Below are 21,814 nucleotides of genomic sequence, written 5' to 3'. Positions count from 1 at the left end.
AATAAACGAAAAGCTAAACCTCGTAGTGTTTTCATATCTTAGGACTCTCGACTTTTGTAATAAGCTTAAACTTCTCTAGTATATGATCTAAATCACTATTTCCGCTACAGATATATTTATCGACAATAGAGCCATCATGAAAGAATAGAACGCGATCTGCATAAGTAGCTACATTAGGGTCGTGAGTAACAAGAAGTATGCTTTGGCTAAGTTCGTTTTTTGTGGTTACCAGTGTGTCTAGTATGACTTCGGAAGTATTAAAATCAAGGTTACCTGTAGGCTCGTCTGCCAGAATAATAGGTGGTTCAGTTATAATTGCCCTTCCTATAGCTACGCGCTGCTGTTGTCCACCTGACAGTTGTACAGGGCGGTGTTTTTTCCAAGCTGTTAAGCCCAAGAGCTCAACAACGTTATTTACTTTTAAATCAATTACATCCGATGTAAGTCCCTTTAAAACGAGCGGCAGAGCTATGTTTTCTTCTACAGATAAATCCTTTAATAAGTGGAATGATTGAAAGATAAATCCAATATTATCTCGTCTGTACGCTGAAGCTTGAGGTTCTTGGAACATATCTTTTGAAAGCATTCCTTTTAATTTAATAGTTCCACTAGTTGGTTCATCGAGTGCTCCTAAAATGTTCAGCAGCGTACTTTTTCCTGAACCACTTGTGCCCATAACAGCAACCATTTCACCTCCCCTTAACTGAAAGGATATATCATTTAGTGCAGTAACTTCATAGCCCTCTCCTCTATAAACTTTAGTTAGATCTTTTACCTCTAAAATATGTTGATTTTTCACGTCTTCACCTCGAAGTAAGTTTCTTTTTCTGTAGTAACAAAGATAGTTAACTCCTTTATCACATCTCCTTTTGTAAATTTCTACTATATCTAGTACGTTTCAAAACAGGAATAGTTTTACATTTTGAAGAAAACAGGTAAAAAAGTTTTAATTATGTATAATAAACACGAAAAAAGAAGAGTCGTATTTGACTCCTCTTTTTTTAAAATTCACGTAGATTTTTCCCATATTTACCCTTATGTCTTGTAGTCCAATACGCAAACTATTATACTTATTTTAGTAAATATTCATAAAAAAGGAAGGGTGGAGAAGTCATGCCCCTAAACCCATCACACCATCCTATTATTCTATTTGATGGTGTTTGCAATCAATGGGTTCAATTTGTCATCAAGCGGGATTTACGTGCTCTGTTTCGTTTTGCATCGCTTCAATCCGATACTGCGGGAACCTTGCTGAGTCAGCATAACTATGAGCATCCACCACTTCAATCGGTCATTCTTCTTATGAACGGGAATCTTTACACAGAGTCTACGGCCATCCTACATATTGTCCGCCGACTTCGGGGGCTCATTCAACTGATGGCGTGTTTCCGAGTTGTTCCCGTATTCATTCGAAACCCACTCTATCGTTTCATCGCACGTAATCGGTATAAGTGTTTTGGAAAACAAACGTCATGCATGTTGCCAACCCCTGAAACTAAAATGCGATTTTTGGATTAAGCATACAAATGGAGGAAAACAATGCGTTTATCAACAAAAGAGAAATTTCGTTTAAGTATTCTTGCGACCCTAAGGTGGACCATGGCCATTACGTTTCTTATTTATGGAATGGCCAAAATCTACCCAGGACAATTTATAACAGGTGATTTCGTGTTCGATTCAACAAAAGATTCTGCTATGAAACTGGCGTGGTATTTCTTTGGGTATTCCGATTTCTACAACTATTTTATTGCCACTGGCGAATTATTAGCTGCATTTTTATTGGTGATTCCGCGTACCGCAACACTAGGGAACATTATTTTTCTCCCCATTATTGCCAACATCACCGTCCTTAACTATTGTTTCAACATTCCTGCCAAAGTGGTGTGTGTTCCGCTGCTTGCAATGAGCTTGCTATTAGTATTGATGGAATATTCAAAGTTAAAAGGCATCTTCTTTGTCAACACTGCTACCCCAATGCAGAAAGTAGACGTTCAATCATCCGAAAGGAAGGTGACCGTTAAATGATCGCCCATTATCTTCGGTTTGGCATGTACCTATTATTTTGGTCTTCGAAAAGAAGACTGAACACAGACAATTCCTATTTTGTTTTGACTAGTAGTTACGGAAACCAGAGAAGTTCTCCATAAGATACTAAAAATAACTGCTGCAGGTAAGCTAATAAAAGCGCAACTTAATGCTACTTTTCAAAAACAATAAAAAAGGCAGCAGCTCAACTTATGAGCTGCTGCCTTTTATTTATAGAAACACAGAAAGAACCTTTTAACGATACCAAATCGTTTTATCTTGATATGGAATACGTTTTGATGAAGCTTCTTTATTAGGATGTCCGACGTAAATTAAGCCTAAGAGCTTATCGTCTTCTTCTAGAGATAAAAAGTCATTCAGTTCTGTCTGATAGACAATTTCACCGGTTCTCCAAATTGTAGCCAAACCTTGTTCTTCCGCTACTAATAGCATATTTTGTATGCCTGCTGCTACGGCAGAGATTTCTTCAATTTCAGGCACTTTTCCAGAAGGACTTACTGCTACAGCAATAATGACAGGAGCGCGAAGCGGTCCTTTTTTTGCTTTTGTTGTTTTTTTCAACGCTTCTTCTTCACTTAAGTGACCAGTTTTTTGCTTCATAATACGTTCCATTTCGTCTCCTAAACGAACGCGTGAATCCCCTGTAAACACTCGGAACTTCCAAGGCTCTGTCTTTTTATGGTTAGGAGCCCAAGTGCCGGCTTCTAACATAAGGTTAATAGCATTTTCTGATACGTCTTTGTCTTGCATAGCCCCAATCGTTCTTCTGGCTTTAATAATATCTAATACGCTCATGCTTTTTGTCTCCTTTTCTGCATTCAATTTATTAGTATAGGTATGTATATATCTTATATATAGAATAATTGAAAATCATTCTCACTGTCAATTGTTTTGCCCTCATTCAGGTCGCGATGAATAAATATGCCAACTTTTTAAGCATGTTTGTTTTTTTAGCAGGTTTTCTTTTAATTATTTGGCAGTTCCGGTAAATAAAAAACGATTTGGAACATAGAGTCCAAATCGTTTTTTCATCTTATACCCAGCCGCGGAAACGAGAAGCTTCAGCTGATTTTTTGATTCCTGCCATGTAAGCAGCAAGTCTCATATCTACGTCATTTTCTTGAGAGATTTGATAGATCGTCTCAAATGAATCCACCATTACCTTGCGTAATTTGTAAGCTACTTCCTCTTCAGACCAGTAGTAGCCTTGATTATTTTGCACCCATTCGAAGTATGAAACCGTTACGCCTCCAGCACTCGCTAAAATATCTGGCACTAAAAGCACGCCTTTTTCATCTAAAATACGCGTGGCCTCAAGCGTAGTCGGTCCGTTCGCTGCTTCGACTACAATAGAAGCTTTAATGCGATGAGCGTTGCGAACCGTAATTTGATTCGAAATGGCTGCGGGCACTAAAATATCACATTCTTTTTCTAATAGTTCTTCGTTTGTCATTACATTTGTAAATAAATTCGTTACGGTACCAAAACTGTCGCGTCGATCAAGCAGGTAATCAATATCAAGACCAAGCGGATCATAAAGAGCTCCGTATGCATCTGAAATGCCAATTACTTTTGCTCCTGCATCATGCATGAACTTAGCAAGAAAACTGCCGGCATTTCCGAAGCCTTGAATAATAATTCGCGCTTCTTGCAAGTTAAGGTTTTTCTTTTTAACAGCTTCTCCTATACAAATGGTTACTCCTTTAGCCGTTGCAGTTTCGCGTCCTTGAGATCCTCCGAGTACGATAGGTTTTCCGGTAATAAAACCAGGAGAATCGAACTCACGCAGTCGGCTATATTCATCCATCATCCACGCCATAATTTGAGAGTTTGTATAGACATCCGGTGCAGGAATATCTTTAGTAGGCCCAACTATTTGACTGATGGCTCTTACATAGCCGCGGCTGAGTCGTTCTAGTTCACCAAAAGACATGTTTCTTGGGTCGCATACAATTCCGCCTTTACCGCCGCCGTACGGAAGGTCGACAATTCCGCATTTTAAGCTCATCCAAATAGATAATGCCTTCACTTCCTCTTCATTTACTTCAGGATGAAAGCGTACGCCTCCTTTAGTAGGCCCGACAGCATCATTATGCTGAGAGCGGTAGCCGGTGAAGACTTTTACCGATCCATTATCCATTTTAACCGGAATGCGAACCGTCATCATGCGCAGCGGTTCTTTCAATAAATGGTATACTTCTTCACCATAGCCTAGCTTTTGAAGCGCTTCTTGAATAACCGTTTGAGTAGATAAAAATAAATTAAGTGATTCCTGTTCTTGCTGCTGTTCTTTTTTTAATTCACTAGCTGTTTTTGTAATGGACATTCTGTTCACCCCATATTAATCATTGAATTTTCTCAACGATTTAACATGCAATTCCTGTGCCAATTTCTGCTGCTTAACAACGCTTTTATATTATAAATAATCTGTATTAGCAAGCCTTATATTCCCTGCATAGGCTGATATTAGTATATACTTAAAGAAATAAGGCAAACTATTTATACTGCAAAGGAGGAAAGTGCTATGTTAAATGAAAGAAAAGAACAAGAGCGAAACAATCACTGTATAGAATGCTGTTCCATCTGCGGAGAAAGGCTAACATCTTTTCAAGAAAAAGAAATATTCACATGCGACAGCTGCTTTGAACAAAAAGTCAACGATGTGCTTTCTGAGCTGTAATCAGATACTCTATTTTTCAGAAACAGGTGTCACAATATTAAAGTTTGGATCGACAGAATCCTGACAAGACAAAAAGAAATCCCATTTTGATTTATCTCCTTGAACAAATATGACCGAGCTATAAGAGTGATCATTTGTAGTTGTGAGTCGATATAAGGTATCTTGCCACATCGTTACCGTCACCTCAGCTTTGTTTCGCGTATCTCCGAGATACCTAAAGATTCCATGCTTAAGTTCTGTGAGAGCTACTTCATTACGATCTGGTATTACAAACAATATACGATAGTTACATGCACCTGCCTTTAATCCATCTACGCGAATGCTAAATAGTTCTAAAATATTTTTTAAAGGAAGTGTATCCCATACTTCTTTTGTGATAATGTTGGCAGGCAGCGGTATATTACCTAAACGAAGTTCTTTGGCTCCTGTTAAATATTCATTTCGCCAAGGGCCAGATTCCGCTATATACCCTAATTGTTCAAGCGCGTCTGCACATAAAAGTTTTGCCTTTACATGGTGAGGATCAGCATAAATAACTTGTTTGGTCACTTCAGCTACCCATTGATAGTCGCCTTGTTGAAAACAGCGCTGCGCTTTTTTGACAATGTTGTCCGCTCCACCCATATACTCTACATACTTCTTAGCTGACTCTTCAGGAAACAGTTTATTTAAATCTACAGGATTGCTGTTATACCAGCCCATATAGCGCTGATAAACCGCTTTTGCGTTGTGGTTAACCGTTCCATAAAAACCGTTGGTATACCACTCGTGAGATAGGCTTTCTGGCAGCTTCATCATTCGGCCGACGTGATCAATGGTATATCCTTGATTCATGAGCCTTAATGTTTGATCATGAATATATTGATAAACATCTCGTTGATTTTCGATATAGGTAATACACGACTCGTTTCCGAACCTTGGCCAATTATGTACCCCAAATACAGTTGTTAGTTCTTGGCCAAATAAATCGATTGCTTGCTGCAAGTATCTTGCCCATGCTGCTGCGTCTCTTACTTTTGCTCCTCTGAGCGTATAGAGGTTGTGCTGAGTGGCCGTACAGTTTTCTGCAATACACAGAGACTTTTCACTAGGAATATAGATGTTCATTTCAGCAGGCGCTTCCGTTCCGGGCGTAAGCTGAAACTGAAATGAAACGCCGTCAATTTCTTTACTTACATAAGAATGATGTTGGGAAGGGCGAATTTCTTCTATTCCTTTAATAAGCGTAATTGTTCCAAACGAAATTTCTTTTCCGATACCGTTGTCAATTAAGCCTTTTTCATCGCGTCGCAGTCGAATACCGTACATGTATTGACTTCTTCGTGTCATTGCTGTTGCCGCCGTGACGTTTTCATCGATAACTGCGTCCATAAACCCAGCAGGAGCATAAACTTTACTATTTTTATTTTGTGTTGAGTCAGGTAATATCCCTAGAACTCCGCCGTAATGGTCTATATGCGAATGAGAGAAGATAACGGCTTTGATAGAGTGTTTACCGCAGTGCTGGTTTACTAGTTTAAGCGCTTCTTCTGCTGTTTCTTTTGACGTCAAGCAATCAATAACAATCCATCCCGTTTTCCCTTTAACAAATGTAATATTAGCCATATCAAAGCCTCTTACTTGAAAGATATTTTCAGTTACTTGATATAAGCCGGCTTGTACATTTAATTTTCCTTGTTCCCACAGTTTAGGGTGGACAGTAGCAGGTGTAGATTGTTCAAATAAAAAAGCATACTTTCTTAAATCCCATACAGGATACAGCTGATTTTTTTTGAAAATCAGAGGAAAAGGTACGCGTACAAGAGCTTGGTAATCCGTAAGATTTTGTTCTACTTTCACTTGTTCCCAGTCTATGCTTTTATAAGTCTCAGCATTAGTCGCTGCAGTCTTTTGAGTAGCATCTTTTCTGTGAATCGTTAACTCCTGTTCATAATCAAACAGCATAACCCCCTCCTTTTTATTACTTTATGCGTAAAAATAAGACGAAGTACAAAAAGGGAGGGAAAATAGAGTCAATAAAAAAGAAGATGCGCTTAGCACGCATCTTCTTTTTATACTGAATGTTATGTTTGAATAGTCGAGTATTCTGTCTGAATTAGACAGCCTAGCACTTAGTATAACGATTGTTTACCAGTGTGCCTTTTGTAATCAAAACAAATCTTCCTTCTAAGGTGCTCAATACGTTTCTTGAAGTCGCTGTAAAACAATGCATGTGTACAGTCTCTCCTTTCTTGTATTGGCCTTACATAGAATGTATACCCTCGAAAAAATAATTGAAACCTAATTGGGAGATTTTTTCAAAAAATAATAATTCCATTATGGTTAGGCTCTTTTGTCACTATTTTTTCACCCAGTTGTCATTATCATCTTTTTTGTACTTCGTTTTCACCGCGTTCCAAGCAACTTTGTGAGCGGTAGCTTCTTCTTGGTATTCATCACTTGCTGAATTGAATGCTTCTTTATAAATTTCCTGAGCGTGATGAGGAAGATTATCTCTTACTCCATCCGGCAGTTCTTTTAATGAATTGTAAGGCATGATAGTATTCCTCCTTGAAAACATCTTTTACTACTGATTTACCTGTTTTCAAATAACATAAACATTTAATAAATATAGTCCCTATACAAGTCGGACTGAGTGACCTTTTTATAAGCGAGTCCGTGTTTTTTAGCAAGGGCTTTTACTTCATCTACACAGCTTTGAGCGCTTCTTGGGGACACGTAAATTTCATTGATAAGCTGATGTAAATTACATGTAAGGAGGTTACCATGCTCATGAGAAAACTCATACGATCTTTTTTCAAGGATATCCATTCGTTTTTGCCATTGATTTGCGGAAATACCTTGAATTTCGAATAGCTTTTGCAGTTTCCAAGCGTGTATACGACTTGCTACAATAACAAGCCTCAATTCATTTTCATGCTGATAGGATTTACGCTTGTAAAATAACGTGTCATATACAGAGTGACTGACCATTTCTTTTTGGAAGTCTATGTACTGCACTTTGCCAGAGAAGATTTTATAGCGTAAATCTTTAATACTGCACAATAAATTTTCATAGGTGGTTTTAATAGCTACGCCATCATTCCCCTTTAAATATAGATCCCACATTCCAGCGGCTTCGTAATCATTGATATGCCAGGATGAAACAGCAGAAAATTCATGGATTTTTCTTATATAGGTTCTAGAGGTACGGTTATGACGTTCGCCTTTTTTTCTTAACTCTTCTATGTTCCACATTGAAGAGCATCCTTCAAGGGGGTCCGAAAATGCATCAGGTTTTGCGAAAAAAAGCGCATTGGTTTCCAGTAAATCTTGAAAATCAGACAGCGGCATAAATCGCCACACCGTCGGATTATTGTGCAACTTATACCGTTCATCATAATCGTCATAGCTAGATTCGAATCTTTTGGCATATTCGTAAGCTTTATCTCTATAAGCTAAATCCATTGATTTTCCTCCTCTGAATGCATATTCATACTTGAATTATAGCACTTAATTGTTGTAATTTTCAAAATTATCCACCTGTATTAAGAGAGTTCTGTTATCAGAAAAGAAGACACGCCTCAACATCTACAGCGTGTCTTCTTATTTAATGAAATGAATGTTTTGCTTAACACTTTCACTTTCTGGCTGATTTAATTCCAATAAATAAATTTCATCCGCTCGAAAATCAGTATTCTTCATTTCTTTTTTTAAGGTACGAATAAAGGCAGCTGAACTTTTTCCGTAGGCTTCAAAATAATGAAACGTGTGTACAACAAATAGAATGGATGCTCCACTGTAATCTTTTTTGCTCTTTTTTTGGATGTTTTCTAGCACTTTTTCTATATACTCTTCTACAGAACCTTCCGTCTGGATACGGGGTAGAGCAAAATTTCCTGAATTCACCCTCTGTGCATCTTCAAATTCCAGTTTCCCATCTTTGTAAGAAGTAATTTCAATTCGTTTTTCAGTACCATCCGGCTGAAGAATTAATCCGTCGTATCCTTGACTTCCAATAATAAGCTTCAATTTTGAATTCCTCGGACAATAGGAAGATTGGCTGAAGCAATAAAGCGGATAAAACTCTTCAAAAAACTTTTTGAAACGCCCTTTTTTAAGTCGAGCTAATTTTATATATTCTCTGTTTTGATGAATCATTTGCTGCGTATGTTCAAAATACTGCTTCATTTCTTCTTGCGTCCTGTACACATCAAGATCTTTAAATAATTCATCCATCTTTTTCACCTTCAATCCCACCAACTAAAAAAGTCTTCTTACTTAGTAGATACATATTCATAAATGTGTGTGACAATTTTCTTTTTTTAAAGATATAGCTTTTTTAAAACAAAACGTGCACACTTTTCATTTTTTTGCATATCCTGTTATTCGTGCGTTCAATCATGAGCGTAAATTTCAGCCTTTAGTTGTAAAAGATGAACCGCAAAGTTACAGCTGATGGCGGATGATATGCGTCTGATTATTTCATAAACTATAACAAACAGAAAATTTAACAATAATTGAGGTGTTGAAAATGTTTGATAATGATTACGTAGTTAAAACCATTCACGATTTACATGTAAAACGTGCAGAAAGCAAATTAAAAGTCTTCTTAACTTATTTTTACCATAAAAAATAACATGTATTTATAGACGGTAATATATAGTCAGTTGTTAGTTGGAGTTTTTTATAGGAAGAAGAGTTTGATACAAATAAAAAGGAATAGTGGGTAATCCATTACTCCTTTTTTTACTATACTTGCAATTCCCGAATAAGTTCAGCAAGAATTTTAATGCTTCTATCGATATCTGGTAAAGAAGCATAGGCGTAAGAAAGCCGAAGATAACTGCCGGTTTCTTGTGCATAGATACTCCCAGAATTAAGCAATATTCCTCTTTTTAAAGCACGAGAGTATAAAGATTTCATTGAAATAGAAGGTTGAATATGCACCCATATAAAAAAACCTCCTTCAGGATTCGTCCATGTTGCTATATCTTCTGCATATGTTTCTAAAGCATTCAGCATAACTTTTCTTCTTGTTCGCAATTCCGTTCGTACCGTTTCCATATGCAGTTGATATAAGCCATTTTCAAACCATTCTGCTGCCACTCTTTGAGACAATGAGCTGGATCCATAATCTGTTTGCATTTTAATATCCGCCAAACGCTCAATGACTGGTTCTGGGCCGACTATCCATCCGATACGTAATCCCGGGCTTAATGTTTTAGAAAGACTGCTAACATATAACACGTGTCCATTTTTATCTAAAGCTTTTAATGGCGACGGAGGCTGTTTATTCAGCCATAATTCGCGGTATAAATCATCTTCAATAATAGGAAGCTGATGTTCCTCACATTCTTTCAGCAAATCGTAACGCCTTTTTTGGGACATTAATGTTCCCGTTGGGTTATGGAAACATGGATTTGTATATAAAATAGCTTGCCCTTCTTGAGGGTCGGCGCGTTTTATAGCTGTTACTTTTATTCCTTCCTCATCCATAGAAAGACCTTTGAGTTTCATTCCAGCTGATTGAAATACATGTAAAGAGTATAGATAAGAAGGTTTTTCTAGCAAAACCGAAGAGTTCTTTTGTAGCAGTCCAATTGAAATAAGCTGAAGAGCTTGAAGAGCGCCGGAAACAATTAAAATAGAATCTGGAGAAGATTCAATCCCCATTGTTTTCATATACGCACTTAACTCTTTTCGTAAAGGAAAATACCCCTTTGGTTCTTCGTATCCCAGAACCTCCATGTTTTTTGCTACTTTTTCCATAGCGTATTTCATTTTATCTTTAGGGAATATGTCAGGTGAAAGCTCTCCTTTGCTTAATTGAATAAGGTTTGAGTTAAATTCGGATTCATTAATATCTTGTACCATTGCTTGACTCGGACGATGCATACCTGATTTCACATGAACATTCCAATCGGGCGGAGTCGTAGCCAAAAGCGTCCATGTATTATTTATAACGATTGTTCCCTTTCCCATCTTACCTTCAATTAAACCGTCCGCTGTTAATTCCTCTAATGCCGTGATGACCGTACTTCGGTTAACATCGAACATAGAAGCAAGCTTTCGCTGACTAGGAATTTTACTTCCAATCGGCCATTCTCCACGCGCAATTTTCTCTTTCATAAAATCAATGATTTGCTTGTATTTTGGATAACTCGCACTGTTCTCTTGATTCATACATTTACTCCTGTTTTTAAAGTGGTTGGGTTAATTGCTTTTAAACTGGTTGAAGACATTTTATCAAATGTTTATTAACATGGGAACCGCAATAGATACTGGTTGGATTAAAAATGAAAAATGGAGATGAATAGACATGAAATTAACGTTTAGTCTGGTGTTCTTACATATACTGATGATTAGCTTATGGGCTTCAGCATTTCCAGTTATTCAAATAGGACTAGAATCGTTTTCTCCTCAGCACCTCGCTTTTGTTCGGTTAAGTATTGCTTCTTTAGTGCTGTTAGTTATTGCAATAGCCACACACATGCGCTTGCCTGATATAAAAGATATTCCATTTCTTTTAGCACTCGGTTTTTTAGGTTTTACCGTATATCACACGGCATTAAACATTGGGGAAAAAACGGTGAGTGCGGGTATTGCGAGTTTACTGGTCTCGACTACTCCTATTTTTTCTTCGCTTTTAGCTATTTTTCTTTTTCAGGAGGAGTTCGGAAAAAGAAAATGGGTTGGATCTGCAGTAAGCTTTGCAGGTGTTGCACTTTTAACCTTCAGCAAAGAGAATTTTGTACACTCAGTTAATGGAATCTTACTGATTCTGCTAGCTGCCCTTGCAGAAAGCATCTATATAGTATGTCAAAAAAATTTATTGAAAAAGTATGGTTTCCTTTCTTTTGTGACGTACAGTATTTGGGGAGCTACAATTTCTATGCTTGTTTTTTTACCTGGGTTAGAAACGGAACTTGCACATATCTCTGTCAGATCAGCAATAAGCGTGATATATTTAGGATTATTTCCAACCGTTATTCCCTATATGGTACTCGCTTATCTGACATCGCGTATAGGTTCTGCTGAGGCTGCCATTTCTCTTTACTTAACTCCTGCGCTGTCCTTTTTCTTAGCGTGGCTGCTTTTAAAAGATATCCCGAGTGCAGCTTCCATTGTTGGAAGCATCATTACGTTATGCGGCGTGTTGCTTACACATAGTAAAAGAAAAGTAGTGGTAAAAGAGACAAAGTTCACAATGCAAAGGTAATGTGTATGTTTTAAGGAATTCTCTTAGATGCTATGTGTTTTATTTATATATTTTATTTAGAACATACTTTAATTTCTTCTTTTTGCAGTTTAATTAATAATTAATAAAAAAGCGCCTTTCTTTAATCTTGGTTTAAGATTTAAAGAAAGGCGCTGCTTTTTTATGTAGTTTCTAATTCTGCTTTTATTTTCCCAGCCACTGCGTGAGTCAGCTGCTGAAGATCGTAAATCTCTTCTCCTGAAAGTACTACATGTCCGTTTAAAACATGGTTATGTTTATATACTCGATACGTCACTTCAATACTTTTTATCGCACGCTCTACTTCGTCATTCACCATAATGCTTTCGTAGTGGTAGGACAGTGTTTCAATTCGAATCTGCGTATTTTTCATATTCATTCACCCTCCATGAGCTGTTGACTAAAAATATGACTGCTACAGGTGAACTATACATAGAATCTTTTTGGTTACCACTTCTTTTATTATTTAGAACATATTTTAATTACTTAATTGATGTCTGCTATCTTTTTTATTAAATCCCAAGACAAAATCCCACTCCGAAGAGCGGGGTTTTATTGTTTATAATACCAGCCTTTTTTATCTAAAAACTGCTTAACTTTTACAAAATCTAGTCCAGCTGCTGTGATTTTAGCTGATGGATTACCTATTGTATGTACATGTAATTCACTGTCAATTCCTTCATTTTTTAAGAAAGCACGAAATTCCGCTTCCATGTCTTTACTTAATCCACCTGTTTTAATTGTAACTGAGATAGGTTCTACATCTTTTATTTGCACAAATCCACCTGGCACAGCCCATGCTGCATACGTATAGCCATATACGCTAAATATCGTATCTTTTTTTATAGTTCTGAAATTCTCTGTTACATTCGCATACTTATAGACCTCAATATCCTTCTTCGCCTTTACTTGGAAAGAATATTTATCTCCCAGTGAAGTAACCTTCGGTAATGATTCTTCTATAGGATTACTTATACCTTTAAGCAATTCCATCATTTTAGCCAATGTTCTTTCATCAGCTTTTCCAGTTGACGTTAATCCATACTTTTCTTGAAAAGCTTTAACAGCTGCAGTAGTTTCATTTCCATATTGACCATCGGTTCCGTGTTGAGAAAGGTCAAATCCTAATTTAGTTAAATTTTGCTGCAGTTCTTTTACAGCTAGTCCGCTATCACCTTGCTGTAATTGTGCTGATGGCTTATTATTTTCCACCACCGTAACACCTGTATTAATACTATTAAAGAAATCGAGATCCATTTCGTTAATATCAACATTTCCGTTAATTCCTTTTACCTTTCCTTGATCTGTATATTGGAACATAGCCCATCTATTCCAAATCGCTGTATTCCCCGGATTAGCAAACCCCTTAGAACGGTTACTTCCACTGTACCGGGCTACCCATAGCGGATATTTTGCTACAGCGCTTGTAAAGTTGGATTTAATAAAACTATATCCCGTGTAAAGAATAGGTGTGATGCTTGTTTTCTTTTCAATATACTCCATCCACCTAACTGCAAAGGCTGTGACCTGCGCTTTTGTTTTCCCTTTGTTTTCTTCCAAATCTAAGCAATGAGGCAAATCAACCTTCATGCTGCCCAACTTATTTAAAAAGAAATTAACTTCTGCAATAGGATCATTATCAGCATGAGCAAAGTGATAAAAGCCTACACGTAGACCTGCATTTTTTGCTCCTATATAATTATCATATGATTTTTTATCTAAGAAGGTTGTGCCTTCTGTTAATTTAATATACGCGCCTTTTACACCATCCGACGCCACTTTTGCCCAATCAAATGTTCCGTTGTGATGAGAAACATCAATGACCTTAATATTTTGATTATTACGGTTTTGCATTGCTATCACTCCTTCATACAAACTATGAATAAAAAAGGAAATGGCAACTGATACAGGCCTATTAAATAGCTATTAGGCTTTATAAAAAACCGTACAATAACAAGGGCTTTTAATAGCCTTACCTTATTATGAGAAATGAATTTGCGCAATTTTATAAAGTGAGGAGAGCTATATTCGTTTATACTAATAATATGAAGATATACTGTATAAAAAAAGCGGAGGAATATGATGTCTTTAATAAAAGAAGCACGTAGATATGCAGAACACGCTCATAGCGGCCAAATGCGCAAGCTGTCCGATACACCTTATATTGTTCACCCTATTAACGTAGGTAATATTTTAGAAAAAGCGGGTTTTAGTGAAGAAGTAATTGCAGCAGCTTATCTGCATGATGCTGTAGAAGATACAAGTGTAACACTCGAAGAAATTGTACAAAGATTTGGTTTAGAGGTAGCGGGGATTGTTGAAGCTCATACAGAAAACAAATCAAAAAGCTGGGAAGAACGTAAACAGCATACAATTCAAATTGTGAAAACTGGTTCTCTTGAAGTGAAATCTTTAATTGTAGCAGATAAATTAGACAATTTACGGTCTTTAAAAGAAAGCTACGATCAGCAAGGAGATACGATTTGGAATAGCTTTAAAAGAGGATTCGAAAAGCAGAAATGGTACTACGAATCCATCAGCAAATACGCTGCAAAAGGATTGGAACCAAGCCAAATTCCAAGCTTTTTTTATACGTACAAACAAGAAGTAAATGATTTTTTTAGAAGTTAATATTCATATGAAGAAATTAGAAAACACTGAAAATAACTATTGCGAACGCGCGGCATACGTATTAAAATATAGTAGAGTCAACACGCAATAAAGGCTCTACATAATCGGGACTGTAGTTCAGTGGGAGAATACTTGTCTGGCAGACAAGGGGTCGTGGGTTCGAATCCCATCAGTTCCATAAAACCAGTCGTATCAAGAGTTTAAAATACTTTAAAACTCTGCAGGATGGAATGGTTGCAATACTATTTCATCTGACCTCTTCATGATTTCCATGAAGAGGTTTTTTATTTTCTTTTTACGATTGATCCTCATGATTTTTATGATTATTCTTTTCACTGCTCCTGCTGACAATTTCTCTAAGTTCGCCCTCGTCGCCTTTTGCATTGATGATTTCAAAAAGCTGATTCAGCCCTTCACTTGTTTCATCGTTTGGTTCTTTGCCCATTCTATCCCCTCCTTTTGCTTCTAGGATGCCCATTTTTTTCACATTGTTTCATGTAAAAAGCAATTCATCAATATTAATCGGCCGTAAAAGTATACCTTTACGGCCCTTGTGCAATTACTGGTTATACAGATATACTCAATCCATTCTTTAACTTTTGCAGCATTTTGTAGGGTTTCTAATACTCATCTATAATGAAATGATCATCACAAACTTCGTTAAAATCGCTCTCGTCGTGGAGATCTACTTCTTTATCTTTAGATATCTCGGTTTCTTGTGTAAATAGTTTAAAAAGCTTGTTTAGCATTATTCCACCTCATATCTTTCATTAATACATTCAGTATGATTAATTTATATGAAGCCAGTATGAATTGAAACTTAAGATAATGTGAATTTAGACATTAACGTGAGATGTTAAGGATGCTTACCCTTACCTGGACAAAAAGGTTACTTCATTCTACAAAGAGGTGATGAGTATATCAGCTGTATTTGGCATTCGTTCTATAACAGTCGTCTTTTTGCTTCCTCCCTGCTGCTATATAAAAAATACGGCATTCGTTTTTTATACAGTGTTAATCGATTTACTATTGTACTAGGTGGCTTAGTTTTATGTATTATCGCTTTAATCCTTGAGTCCTCAACATCCTTAAATACCATTCAAATCGCTTGTTTAGTCGGAATCATACTTTTGCTTGCTTTGTTTTTCTTTGGTTATATCCCACAATCGAACGAAAAAACGCAAGCTATAAAAAAGAACTTTGTATGCTGCTGCAAAGTTCTTTTCATAAACGCTTACTGTTTGTTAAGAACTGTACTAAATATGAAATAGCTCATACACTTCTCATACAATCGCTAAGACCTATTCAGTTAACAGTCCTTCTTACGTTTTTTTCAAAACATCTATATGCAATTTCAGCTTTAATTTCTTTATTTCCCGGAGAAACTAGAAAAATAACGTAGGAACCGTTGTTTGAAAAGATAAATTTACCGTCTTCATCACTTACTAATGTCCTCGTCGGCTGCTGGTATATAAACGGATTGTTTTGTAATTTTATATTCCAATGCTTTTTTAATATTTCTACTATCACTTCTTAAAGTAGTAATCACCTATTCTTTTGTGGTCATAAAATGAAGAATTCTTACCTTTTTTTCACAATATTCAACAATTTTATAACAGGTTGTGAGGATATCATGTCTAGACAGTTCTATTTCATCAAATACAAACTTTGAAAGCTGCTTCTGCAGAACCTCCAACTTTTTGCTGTCTTCTTCATCGATCCATAGTCCTTCCGTAATACACACATCTGCTAGTTTGTTAATAGATTGAGCCGTCCAGTTTAAGCCGGCTGAAGAAACGGTTTTTGTAAGTAAATCATTTTTTATAGCTAGAATAACTTGACACACATGGGTATAGGCATCAACTTTCTTTTGGATAAATGCTTTGCGAAGCTCTTGTTTGTATTGCTCTTTCGACATCACTATAGCTACGACAGACGTAATGAATGTTCCTGCCAGCGCGATGAGCGACCCTATCAAAATTCCTATCAGTTCTCCTGACAAAACGTTCACCTCTTTAAAGGTATTTCTATATGCTATGAGAATAAAGGAAATGATATGAGGTAAACACCATGTAAAAACAGCCCTAACTTAGAAAAGTTAGGGCTGAAACACTAAAATATGATGGGAACCAAATTAGATAATACGACTTGTAATAATTCCTTCAATTTGACCAATTTTTTCTTCTAGCTCAGGCACAATCTCGTCACTTACTTGATTGTCAATATCGATCATTGTATACGCATATTCACCGCGGCTTCTGTTCACCATATCTGCGATGTTTAAATTGTAGTTTGAGAATACTTGCGTAAGTTGTCCTACCATATTCGGCACGTTGTGATGGAAAGCAGCTACGCGTTTTTTCCCAGTGTAAGGAAGAGATGCATTCGGGAAGTTCACTGAGTTTTTAACGTTTCCTGTTTCCAAGAAATTTTTCACTTGACGTGCTGCCATTACCGCGCAGTTTTCTTCTGATTCTTGAGTTGATGCCCCTAAATGAGGAATTGGCACAACATTTTTCATGTTCAAGACATTTTGATTTGGGAAATCTGTAATGTATCGGCCAACTTTTCCACTTTCAAGAGCAGCTTTCATATCTTCTTCGTTTACAAGCTCACCGCGTGAGAAGTTCAAGATATGAACATCTGGTTTCATGATGCTAAACGTTTCTTTATTGAAAACACCTTTTGTATCGTCCGTTAATGGAACGTGAACCGTAATATAGTCAGATGCTGCAAATAGTTCTTCTAGAGACATTGCACGCTGTACGTTGCGAGACAAATTCCAAGCTGTATTAACAGAAATGAATGGATCAAAACCAATTACGTCCATATCTAAATCAAGCGCATCGTTTGCTACAAGAGCACCAATTGCACCTAAACCAATAACGCCTAACGTTTTACCTTTGATTTCTTTTCCAACAAACTGTTTTTTGCCTGCTTCAACTAACTTAGGAATTTGATCACCTTGGCCGTCTAATCCTTTTGTCCATTCAACTCCAGCAAATAAGTTACGAGAAGAAGCCATAATTGTAGTTAAAACCATTTCTTTTACTGCGTTTGCATTAGCTCCTGGCGTATTAAATACAACGATACCTTGCTCCGTGCAAGCGTCCACTGGTATATTATTAACCCCTGCTCCAGCTCGTGCAATAGCTTTTAAATTTTGGTCAAATGCCATGCTGTGCATGTTAAAGCTACGCACGACAATCGCATCTGGGTTTTCGCTGTCATTGTCAATTTGATAACCTTCTTGATTAAAAACATTTAGACCTTTTTGTGCAATGTTGTTTAATGTTTTGATTGTTTGTACTTTTTCCAATGTTAATGTGCTCATTTTGTACTCTCCTCTGATTATCATCGTAGTTTTACATGTTTTTACCTTTGAATAAAGGAACTTCGTTTTTAATTTTTTTAAAAGTCTGGTTTTTTAGCCTACATGTCTGGTAACTTCTATATCCTCTCCCCCTAAACAGAAAGAGGTAAGAGATATGTATTAATCCCTTACCTCTGCCCAGGCGAACGGCTACGTCACTATATGCTTCCTCACGGTTATCCGCGTTTCGCCAGTCACACATAGTCTTTGAAATTAAGTATATTCTAGCAAACTCTTTCAGAACGTTCAACCTTTTTTTAAAAGTTTGCTTTTTTCAGTCTAATTTTTAATCTCTTTAGTGAATCTCCTAATATATTGACAAATGTCCTAATACATGTTAAATAAGAAGAGTGATTAGCACTCTATCCACTGAAGTGCTAATTGTTTTACAAGCCCTATTTGGAAAGGAGAACTTCTTATGTCAAAAAAAGAATTCAAAGCCGAATCAAAGCGATTATTAGAGATGATGATTAATTCCATCTATTCTCAAAAAGAAGTATTTTTGAGAGAACTTCTATCAAATTCAAGCGATGCAATCGATAAAATTTATTACAAAGCTTTAACAGACGACTCCTTGCGTTTTAACAAAGAAAGCTATTACATAAAAGTAACACCAGATAAAACTAACCGTATCTTAACCATTACGGATACTGGGATTGGCATGACGCAAGAAGAGCTTGAAAGCAGCTTGGGCACAATTGCGCGAAGCGGTTCCCTTGCGTTTAAAAACGAAAATGAAACAAAGGACGGGCACACGATTATCGGCCAATTCGGCGTTGGGTTTTACGCAGCGTTTATGGTGGCAGATGTCGTAACGGTGATTAGTAAAGCGTTAGGCAGCGGTGAAGCCTATAAATGGGAATCTACTGGTGCCGATGGTTATACAATCGAACCTTGCGAAAAAGAAACGGTTGGGACTCAAATCATTTTAAAAATTAAAGAAAATACAGAAGATGAAACATATGATGAGTATCTAGAAGAGTATCGTTTAAAAGAGATCATTAAAAAGTATTCAGACTTTATCCGCTACCCGATTAAAATGGACATAACGGAAAAACTTCCTAAAGAAGGTTCTGATAACGAGCTAGAAGATTATACAGAAGAGCAAGTTATCAACAGTATGGTACCGATCTGGAAGAAAAACAAAAATGAATTGACTTCAGAAGACTATGAGCAGTTTTATTCAGAAAAGCGCTACGGATTTGATAAACCGCTCACTCACCTTCATATTAATGTGGATGGAACGATTCGCTACAATGCCATTTTATTTATTCCAGAAAATAGTCCGTTTGACTACTACTCAAAAGAATTTGAAAAAGGGCTTGAACTGTATTCAAACGGCGTCTTAATTATGAATAAATGTGCAGACCTTCTTCCAGATTACTTTAGCTTTGTAAAAGGTATGGTAGATTCTGAAGATTTATCTCTTAATATTTCACGTGAAATTTTGCAGCAAGACCGCCAGCTTCAGCTGATTGCCAAAAACATCGGCAAGAAAATCAAAAATGAATTAAAAAGCTTGCTTAAAAACGAACGTGAAAAGTTCGAGAAGTTTTATAAATCATTTGGCCGCCAGCTGAAGTACGGCGTTTACAGTGACTTTGGCAGCAACAAAGACGTATTAAAAGACCTGCTTTTATTCTATTCTTCTACAGAGAAAAAGCTCGTAACACTAGATGAGTATGTATCGCGCATGCCTGAGGATCAAAAGTATATCTATTATGCATCAGGCGAATCGTACGACCGAATTGAAAAACTTCCTCAAGCAGAATTGGTTGCAGATAAAGGGTACGAAATTCTGTATTTTACAGAAGATATCGATGAATTTGCCATTAAAATGTTAATGACGTACGAAGAAAAAGAATTTAAATCTGTTTCAAGCAGTAACTTAGGGATTGAAGCAGAAGAAGAACAGATCAATGAGTCTGAGGAAAGAGAAAATAAAGAGCTATTTGACTATATGAAAAAAGCTTTGGCGGGAAAAGTAGGAGATGTGCGCGCGTCTAAACGTTTAAAAACACATCCCGTTTGCTTATCAGCTGATGGTGAAGTAACGATTGAAATGGAGAAAATTTTAAGTGCTATGCCTGATAATCAGCATGTAAAAGCAGAGAAAGTGTTAGAAATTAACGTAAATCATGATGTATTCGCTTCTTTAAAAGATGCATTTGAAAGTGATAAAGGGAAATTAGACCTTTATACAAATTTATTATATAACCAAGCTCTTCTAATTGAAGGCTTATCTATTAGTGATCCCGTTGAATTCACAAATGATATTTGTAAAATCATGATATAAAAATCAGGCGCAGAATCATTCTGCGCCTGATTATATGTATGGCATAATAAAAGTAGTTATATAGTAAGAAGCGATAAAAATGGGTAGGGGCAGTTCTTCTGTTACTCTTATTGAGTGTTTGCCTTCTTTAAAATGAAAAAGGTCTGTTTTAAACTCTGCGACTTTTTCTCTTTTTTGATTAAAAATACACGCTTCCTCTACGGCTTCATGACTGCTTAACATGTAGACGTTATTTCCCCATCTAATTTCTTGTTGTCCTTCGTTTTTAATTATTCCTTTACCTAATAGATCCCCCACTGTTTTTCCATTTTATTTTATCACCCACCGGTGTTTTTTCACGTGATCAATAAGCACCGTTCTTCCTTCCCATTGAACTTGTAAATGTACCTTTAAGCCGCAGGAAAAGATAGGAAACCAAGAAATAGAATCTAAAACTGGAAGTCCATCACGAGTTAAAAATCAATACTTTTAGTCCACATATTTTTATGCATTCTCTTAAGTTGTCCGACGTTTTCTCCATTTTCATTTGTAACTGCTACGGTCTTCCCCGCTGATTTAAAATAGGGAAGATAAAAAATATATTCTTGCATATAAGCCTCCAAAGATTCTGCACTTCATATTAACAGCGTGTACATAGTTATGTTTCTATCTTTCATATATTTCGTTTTTTTCTTTTGATTTCTTCCTTTGTTTAAATTGGCTTTGATTTTCTTTTAAATGCTTTAGTAAAGCAACAATCAAGAAACTAACAATCACAAGAAGAAGCCAAGAGCTAATTTTACTTATATGAACCATTGTCCACTGCTGCTGTTGATCTGGATACTGCCATGCCCCGAAAAATGTTGCGATATTTTCAGCGATCCAAATGAAAAAGCCAATCAGTACAAAAGACAGTGCTACAGGCATGCGATATGTACGTTTGTTAACCGTAAAATATACAAAAGTTCGATAAAAAATAAGTAAAGTAAAAAGTTTTAAAAACCAGCGGAAGTCGTAAATAAAATGATGCGTGAAAAAATTAAGATAAATAGCCATACTTAGTATACTGACGATCCACGTAGAAGGCCAATTCGTAAGCTTTAATTCAAGCCTTCTCCACACTTGGCACATGTAGCTAGCTACACTAGCATACATAAATCCGCTGTACAGCGGAACACCCCAGACTTTAGTGAAAGCTTTTTCTGGATAGCTCCATGATCCCATATGAACTTTGTAGAGTTCTAACGCTAGTCCAATTAAATGAAATACTGCGATGACTTTTACTTCATCAAGCGTTTCTCGTTTAAACATCACCATTAAAACTTGAGTTCCTAGACAGACTAATAAAATAAGGTCATATCTGGAAATAAACGGTACTTCAATTATTTTTGTCATGGCCAATGTAAGAAAAATGATAACAGGAAAAACACAAGATTTTGCTTGTTCTAAACCAAAATAGATTAATTGCTTCATTGTAACATCCTATCTTTATGGTATTCCTTAGTATTTTCACAGAAATGATTCCCTGAAAATTATTGCAGATTTTTCAAATTTATTCAATAAGCATCTCCGCTGTTTTTGTAACTAAAC

Annotated in this window: 24 protein-coding genes, 1 tRNA gene and 1 riboswitch; of the genes, 7 read left to right on the top strand and 18 right to left on the bottom strand. The window is 36.5% G+C overall.

The genetic code is table 11. The annotated features are described in order from the left end of the window. Window positions 1-31 precede the first annotated feature (31 nt). The gene (locus tag MKY06_RS12500; RefSeq protein WP_013057137.1) at window positions 32-799 is read right to left on the bottom strand and encodes an ABC transporter ATP-binding protein; all 768 of its coding nucleotides are present in this window, start codon (window positions 797-799) and stop codon (window positions 32-34) included. Window positions 800-1,113: 314 nt separating this feature from the next. Here MKY06_RS12500 and MKY06_RS12495 point away from each other — a divergent pair, with 314 nt between their 5' ends. Further along, a complete protein-coding gene (locus tag MKY06_RS12495; protein ID WP_098325319.1) occupies window positions 1,114-1,518 on the top strand; it encodes a thiol-disulfide oxidoreductase DCC family protein in 405 nt (134 codons plus the stop codon). A 21-nt stretch (window positions 1,519-1,539) separates the two neighbouring features. Then, window positions 1,540-2,025, top strand: coding sequence for a hypothetical protein (locus MKY06_RS12490; RefSeq protein WP_098196508.1), 486 nt, complete (start codon window positions 1,540-1,542; stop codon window positions 2,023-2,025). A gap of 255 nt (window positions 2,026-2,280) precedes the next feature. On the opposite strand, the gene MKY06_RS12485 is transcribed toward MKY06_RS12490, so the two are convergent. Beyond that, window positions 2,281-2,841: a nitroreductase family protein gene (locus tag MKY06_RS12485; RefSeq protein ID WP_013057135.1), complete on the bottom strand. Its 561-nt coding sequence runs from the start codon at window positions 2,839-2,841 to the stop codon at window positions 2,281-2,283. Between the two features lie 238 nt (window positions 2,842-3,079). Continuing rightward, window positions 3,080-4,372: a Glu/Leu/Phe/Val family dehydrogenase gene (locus MKY06_RS12480; protein WP_098476651.1), complete on the bottom strand. Its 1,293-nt coding sequence runs from the start codon at window positions 4,370-4,372 to the stop codon at window positions 3,080-3,082. 198 nt (window positions 4,373-4,570) lie between these two features. On the opposite strand from MKY06_RS12480, the gene MKY06_RS12475 reads away from it, so the two are divergent. Continuing rightward, a complete protein-coding gene (locus MKY06_RS12475; protein ID WP_013057133.1) occupies window positions 4,571-4,726 on the top strand; it encodes a hypothetical protein in 156 nt (51 codons plus the stop codon). Between the two features lie 9 nt (window positions 4,727-4,735). Here MKY06_RS12475 and MKY06_RS12470 read toward each other — a convergent pair whose 3' ends face one another. The 5 genes from MKY06_RS12470 to pdxR all read right to left on the bottom strand — a co-directional run bounded on the left by MKY06_RS12470 (window position 4,736) and on the right by pdxR (window position 10,891). Further along, the gene (locus MKY06_RS12470) at window positions 4,736-6,670 is read right to left on the bottom strand and encodes an alkyl/aryl-sulfatase (RefSeq protein ID WP_098476652.1); all 1,935 of its coding nucleotides are present in this window, start codon (window positions 6,668-6,670) and stop codon (window positions 4,736-4,738) included. A gap of 394 nt (window positions 6,671-7,064) precedes the next feature. Continuing rightward, window positions 7,065-7,262, bottom strand: a complete 198-nt coding sequence (locus MKY06_RS12465; protein WP_013057131.1) for a ChaB family protein — start codon at window positions 7,260-7,262, stop codon at window positions 7,065-7,067. 65 nt (window positions 7,263-7,327) lie between these two features. Then, window positions 7,328-8,173: a DUF2971 domain-containing protein gene (locus tag MKY06_RS12460; protein WP_013057130.1), complete on the bottom strand. Its 846-nt coding sequence runs from the start codon at window positions 8,171-8,173 to the stop codon at window positions 7,328-7,330. A 138-nt stretch (window positions 8,174-8,311) separates the two neighbouring features. Next, entirely contained in the window at window positions 8,312-8,944 is a 633-nt protein-coding gene (locus MKY06_RS12455) for a hypothetical protein (RefSeq protein ID WP_013057129.1), read from the bottom strand. Window positions 8,945-9,457: 513 nt separating this feature from the next. Then, a complete protein-coding gene (gene pdxR / locus MKY06_RS12450; protein ID WP_053487284.1) occupies window positions 9,458-10,891 on the bottom strand; it encodes a MocR-like pyridoxine biosynthesis transcription factor PdxR in 1,434 nt (477 codons plus the stop codon). A gap of 136 nt (window positions 10,892-11,027) precedes the next feature. Here pdxR and MKY06_RS12445 point away from each other — a divergent pair, with 136 nt between their 5' ends. Next, complete coding sequence (locus tag MKY06_RS12445; protein ID WP_029321870.1) at window positions 11,028-11,927, top strand: DMT family transporter; 900 nt, start codon at window positions 11,028-11,030, stop codon at window positions 11,925-11,927. Window positions 11,928-12,087: 160 nt separating this feature from the next. Here MKY06_RS12445 and MKY06_RS12440 read toward each other — a convergent pair whose 3' ends face one another. Both MKY06_RS12440 and MKY06_RS12435 read right to left on the bottom strand, forming a co-directional pair. Continuing rightward, entirely contained in the window at window positions 12,088-12,318 is a 231-nt protein-coding gene (locus MKY06_RS12440) for a hypothetical protein (protein ID WP_223268904.1), read from the bottom strand. 179 nt (window positions 12,319-12,497) lie between these two features. Next, window positions 12,498-13,799, bottom strand: coding sequence for a GH25 family lysozyme (locus tag MKY06_RS12435; protein WP_098277888.1), 1,302 nt, complete (start codon window positions 13,797-13,799; stop codon window positions 12,498-12,500). Between the two features lie 228 nt (window positions 13,800-14,027). Here MKY06_RS12435 and MKY06_RS12430 point away from each other — a divergent pair, with 228 nt between their 5' ends. Both MKY06_RS12430 and MKY06_RS12425 read left to right on the top strand, forming a co-directional pair. Further along, complete coding sequence (locus MKY06_RS12430) at window positions 14,028-14,576, top strand: HD domain-containing protein (protein ID WP_013057123.1); 549 nt, start codon at window positions 14,028-14,030, stop codon at window positions 14,574-14,576. Window positions 14,577-14,682: 106 nt separating this feature from the next. Continuing rightward, a tRNA-Ala gene (locus MKY06_RS12425) sits at window positions 14,683-14,754 on the top strand. Between the two features lie 117 nt (window positions 14,755-14,871). Here MKY06_RS12425 and MKY06_RS12420 read toward each other — a convergent pair. From MKY06_RS12420 to MKY06_RS12400, 5 genes are all read right to left on the bottom strand, one after another. Further along, entirely contained in the window at window positions 14,872-15,021 is a 150-nt protein-coding gene (locus MKY06_RS12420) for a hypothetical protein (RefSeq protein ID WP_013057122.1), read from the bottom strand. 175 nt (window positions 15,022-15,196) lie between these two features. Continuing rightward, the gene (locus MKY06_RS12415) at window positions 15,197-15,325 is read right to left on the bottom strand and encodes a hypothetical protein (protein WP_255260860.1); all 129 of its coding nucleotides are present in this window, start codon (window positions 15,323-15,325) and stop codon (window positions 15,197-15,199) included. A 556-nt stretch (window positions 15,326-15,881) separates the two neighbouring features. Continuing rightward, the gene (locus MKY06_RS12410; RefSeq protein WP_029321863.1) at window positions 15,882-16,106 is read right to left on the bottom strand and encodes a DUF6143 family protein; all 225 of its coding nucleotides are present in this window, start codon (window positions 16,104-16,106) and stop codon (window positions 15,882-15,884) included. A 19-nt stretch (window positions 16,107-16,125) separates the two neighbouring features. Beyond that, a complete protein-coding gene (locus tag MKY06_RS12405; protein ID WP_223272356.1) occupies window positions 16,126-16,587 on the bottom strand; it encodes a hypothetical protein in 462 nt (153 codons plus the stop codon). Window positions 16,588-16,710: 123 nt separating this feature from the next. Next, complete coding sequence (locus MKY06_RS12400) at window positions 16,711-17,910, bottom strand: phosphoglycerate dehydrogenase (RefSeq protein WP_013057119.1); 1,200 nt, start codon at window positions 17,908-17,910, stop codon at window positions 16,711-16,713. Between the two features lie 168 nt (window positions 17,911-18,078). Further along, window positions 18,079-18,157, bottom strand: a riboswitch (ZMP/ZTP riboswitch). Window positions 18,158-18,367: 210 nt separating this feature from the next. On the opposite strand from MKY06_RS12400, the gene htpG reads away from it, so the two are divergent. After that, window positions 18,368-20,245 (top strand): molecular chaperone HtpG, encoded by a 1,878-nt coding sequence (htpG, locus tag MKY06_RS12395; RefSeq protein WP_172738317.1) that lies wholly within the window; start codon window positions 18,368-18,370, stop codon window positions 20,243-20,245. Between the two features lie 30 nt (window positions 20,246-20,275). On the opposite strand, the gene MKY06_RS12390 is transcribed toward htpG, so the two are convergent. From MKY06_RS12390 to MKY06_RS12380, 3 genes are all read right to left on the bottom strand, one after another. After that, a complete protein-coding gene (locus MKY06_RS12390; RefSeq protein ID WP_225518995.1) occupies window positions 20,276-20,467 on the bottom strand; it encodes a hypothetical protein in 192 nt (63 codons plus the stop codon). 230 nt (window positions 20,468-20,697) lie between these two features. Next, window positions 20,698-20,835, bottom strand: coding sequence for a tubby C-terminal domain-like protein (locus MKY06_RS12385; protein WP_223268906.1), 138 nt, complete (start codon window positions 20,833-20,835; stop codon window positions 20,698-20,700). A gap of 55 nt (window positions 20,836-20,890) precedes the next feature. Next, window positions 20,891-21,697 carry a DUF817 domain-containing protein gene (locus MKY06_RS12380; protein ID WP_098526484.1) on the bottom strand — a complete coding sequence of 269 codons (807 nt, stop codon included), beginning with the start codon at window positions 21,695-21,697 and terminating at the stop codon, window positions 20,891-20,893. Window positions 21,698-21,814 lie beyond the last annotated feature (117 nt).

The sequence above is a fragment of the Priestia sp. FSL P4-0332 genome (genome assembly GCF_038005845.1).
In the GTDB taxonomy this organism is placed as follows: domain Bacteria; phylum Bacillota; class Bacilli; order Bacillales; family Bacillaceae_H; genus Priestia.
Note: the sequence above shows the minus strand (reverse complement) of the source record. Positions and strands in the feature narration are given on the sequence as shown.